The 3,809-nt window shown below is 69.7% G+C and carries 4 protein-coding genes; all 4 read right to left on the bottom strand.

Annotation, left to right across the window (positions count from 1 at the left end; all coding sequences use genetic code 11):
• A partial coding sequence (locus VMJ70_14930; protein ID HTO92423.1) for an FAD-dependent oxidoreductase occupies window positions 1-1,003 on the bottom strand: 1,003 nt, incomplete at its 3' end.
• A 14-nt stretch (window positions 1,004-1,017) separates the two neighbouring features.
• Window positions 1,018-2,406, bottom strand: coding sequence for an MATE family efflux transporter (locus VMJ70_14925; GenBank protein HTO92422.1), 1,389 nt, complete (start codon window positions 2,404-2,406; stop codon window positions 1,018-1,020).
• A 37-nt stretch (window positions 2,407-2,443) separates the two neighbouring features.
• Window positions 2,444-3,568 (bottom strand): N-methyl-L-tryptophan oxidase, encoded by a 1,125-nt coding sequence (gene solA / locus VMJ70_14920; protein HTO92421.1) that lies wholly within the window; start codon window positions 3,566-3,568, stop codon window positions 2,444-2,446.
• Window positions 3,565-3,809: CPBP family intramembrane glutamic endopeptidase (locus VMJ70_14915; GenBank protein HTO92420.1), on the bottom strand; the 245-nt coding region annotated here is incomplete at its 5' end. The genes solA and VMJ70_14915, both read right to left, overlap by 4 nt.

Below are 3,809 nucleotides of genomic sequence, written 5' to 3'. Positions count from 1 at the left end.
CCGCCTCCCAGCCGAGCTCGAACAGGTCGGAGTAGAACATCGGAATGTGCTCGTAGCGCTGCTCGGCCCCCGCCATGTTGGCGCCCACCACCCGGCCGTGCTCCCTGGCGTGGTCCTCGTGCTCGGTGCGCACGCGCATGCCGAGCGCGATCAGCGGATACTCCGCCACGTCGCCGGCCGCGAAGATGCGCGGCTCGGAGGTGCGCCCATACTCGTCCACCTCGATGCCGTGATCGCCCTCGATGCCGGCGGCGTCGGCGAGCTCGCTGTTGGGCACCATGCCCACGCCGGCGACGATCAACTGCGTGTTGATCTGGTTGCCGGCCGCGGTGCGCGCCACCAGCAACCCGCCGTCCTCCTCGATCGCCGTCACGCTCTCGCCCGCAACCGTCTCGACCCCCTTGCCTCGATAGTAGTCGGCAATGAACAGGCCGAGCTCGCGCGGCAACACGCGCCGCAGCGGATATTCCTCGGGGTAGACCAACGTCACCTGGCGATCCTTCCCGCGCAGCGCCGCCGCCAACTCGAGACCGATGAACCCCGCACCGACCAGGAGGACGTGCTGCACCTGCCCGAGCTGGCCGTCGAGACGCAGGTAGTCGTCGAGCGAGCGGTAGTACTGAACTCCGGCTCCGGTTCCGCCCGGGATCTCGAGCAACCGCGGTCGCCCGCCGGTGGCGAGCAGCAACCGCTCGTAGCCGATCGCCGTGCCACGATCGTCCCACACCTGCCGCGACACGGGATCGATCTCCACCACCTCGCGCCGCAGCGCCAGCTCGACGCCGTTCTCGGCGTAGAACGTGTCGGGGTGGACGGGCAGCTTGTCGCGCGTGTCCTTGCCGGTCCACAGACCCTTGGAGAGCGGCGGGCGGTTGTAAGGGGCGTTGTTCTCGCGCGATAGCATCAGGATCTTCCCCTCGCGATCGCGCGAGCGGATGCCTTCGACCGCCGATGCCGCGCACAATCCGCCGCCGACGATCACGTAGGGATAGCGGGATTCCATGTCGCCTCCACATCTCAGCCCAGCTCGCGGTGCAGTCCGCGCTTCCAGGTGCCGCGGGCGGCCCAGCCCACCAGGACGATCGCGCGCAGGATACACGTCGAGGTGATCAGCCACGCGACGCCGATCGCGCCGGTCCCCGTCCAGTCCGGAAGCCAGAACGCCAATGGGATTCGAATCAGCGAGAACACCGTGTAGATCGCAGAGATCTCGCGGGTGTGCCCCGAGCCGAGCAGCGATTCGCCGGTGACGATCTCGACTCCCGCGGCGACGAAACACAGGCTCAGCACGCGCACGTACGGCACGCCGACCCGCAGCACCCCGGGATCTCGGGTGAAGATGCCGAGCAGCAGCCGCGGGAACAGCAGATAGACCGCGGTGAGCGCGAGCGCGAAGCCACCGCTCCACTTGAGGCCGGTGCGCCACACTTCCATCGCGCGATCCGGGCGGCGGGCCCCCAGGTTCTGCCCGACCAGCGCCGCGCCCGCCGAGCCAATCGCCACCGATACCACGAACTCGAACGCCTCGACGCGATTGGCAATGCCGACCACCGCCATCGAGGCCGCGCCGAAGCGCGACGCCGAGCGCGCAAACGCGATGTAGACGACCGCGAACAGCAGACCGATCAGGCACGCGGGCAGGCCCACGCGCGCCAGCCCGCGGATGCGCACCGGCGCACCCTCGGCGTGACGGCGCAGCGGAAACGCGCGATGGCCGCGGGCCGCGAGCGTGAGATAGCTCGTCACCATCACCGCCTGGGCGATCACCGTCGCCCAGCCCGCGCCCGCGACGCCTAGGCGCGGGAAGGGACCGACGCCGTAGATCAGGAGCGGGCTGAGCGCGGCGTTGAGCAGTACCGCGCCGAGGTCGATCAGCAACGGCGTTCGGGTGTCACCCGAGGCGCGCATGATGCTCTCGCAGGTGAGCCCGAGCATCGGCAGCGGCGCCGCGGTCAGCACCACCGAAAGATAGCGCCCGCCCGAATCCACGATGGCCGCATCACCGCCCATCAGCTGGAACAGCCGCCGCGCGGCAAACAGTCCGGCCGCGGTTCCGACGAGCCCGAGCAGGAACGACGAACGCAGCCCCTTCCAGGCCGCGACCCCGGCCCGGTCGCGGTTGCCGGCTCCCATCAACTGGCTCACGTACGCGGTGACGCCGATCGCGAAGATGTCGTTGAGCGAATAGACCGACCACATGACGAAGATCGACGATGTCACGGCCGCGGTCGCCGATACGCCCAGCCCGCGCACCCAGATGGCGTCCACCCACTGATAGGCGAGGCGCAATGCCTGCGACGCCAGCACCGGCAGAGCGAGCCGGAGCAGCATCGAGGGAATCGGACGCGTCACGGCCTCGGGAAGCGGCGCATTCGGCACGGCAGCGGGCGCGGAGAATTCGGTCACGCGGCTCTCGGGCGAAGTGGAGATTCGGGGAGCGCGCTCAGCGTTCGAGCGCGAAGGGATTCAGATCGTAGGCGGGCCGAGCGCCGGTGGCCAGATCGGCGAGCACTTCGCCGATCGCGCTCGAGAACTTGAAGCCGTGGCCAGAACAGCAGCTGGCCACCAGAACCTGCGGGTGCGCAGGATGGGGGCCGAGCCGGAAGTGCTGGTCGCGCGTGCTGGTGTAAAGGCAGACCGCACGATCCACGCATTCCCCGGCGGCACCCGGCACGCAGCGCCGGAGGATCGCGCGCACCTTCTCGACCTCGTCGTCGCTGACCGCGCGGCGCACCTGGTCCGGATCGGTGGCTTCGCCCTCCATGTGAATCGCGAACTTGATGCGCCCCGCCCGGCGCGGAAAGCCGTAGATGAATCGCCCCGGCTCGTGCTCGCGGATGAAGATCGGAAAGCGCTCGGCGTCGAATGCCTCGATCGGGACGGTCGGCGCGAACCATACCAGCGGTTGCCTCGTGATCTCGAGCGGGAACAACGGTTCGCGCAGCAACCGGGGCAGCCACGAACCGGCGGCGAGAATCAGACGCCGCGCGCGATAGCTGTCGCGGCCGGTGGCGATGCGCACCCCGGCGCCGTTCGCCTGCCAGCCATCCACCGGTTCGTCGAAGCGCAACGCGGCTCCGGCCACGCGCGCGCCCTCGAGGTGCGTGGCCACGCACGCTTCGGGATCGAGCACGCCGGCCTGGGGCTCCCACACCGCCACGTCGTCGTCGTTGGGGCGATGCGCCGGGAAGCGCGCCGCCAGCGCCTCGGCGTCGAGCAGATCGTGTGGCAGTCCGTGAGCGCTCGCGCTCGCGAGCGCGCCGCTCACCAGTACCCCCTCGCGCGGCCCGATCATCAGACCGCCGGTCGATTGGAGCAGGTCGGCACCCGACTCGGATTCCAGCTCGAGCCACAGCTCCCACGCCCGCTTCACCAGCGGCACGTAGCGCGGATCCTCGAAATACGCGACGCGGATGATGCGGCTCTCGCCGTGCGAAGAACCGCGATCGTGCGGCGGCGCGAAGCGATCGAATCCGATGACGCGCTGCCCGCGGCGCGCGAGATGGTAGGCGGCGGCGCTGCCCATCGCGCCGAGTCCGGCGATCGCGACGTCGTAGCTCTCGCTCACGCCGCGACCTCGGGAGCGGTCGGCGGCGACTGGCCCGCGTCGCGATACACCGCGTACATGAGGCGCCCGGAGTAGGCGTCCATCAGGAAATGGAACAGCATGCCGGGGAACAGCGAGCGCGACAGCAGGTAGACCGCGGCGAGGAAACCGCCCACCAGCGAAGTGAGCAGGATGCCGCGCGGCCCCTGGTAGAGATGACCGAAGCCGAAGATCACCGACGACACCAGCGCCGCGGGAATCA

This window comes from Candidatus Sulfotelmatobacter sp. (genome assembly GCA_035498555.1).
Taxonomy (GTDB): Bacteria; Eisenbacteria; RBG-16-71-46; order RBG-16-71-46; family RBG-16-71-46; genus DATKAB01.
This window is presented reverse-complemented; position numbering and strand designations above follow the sequence as displayed.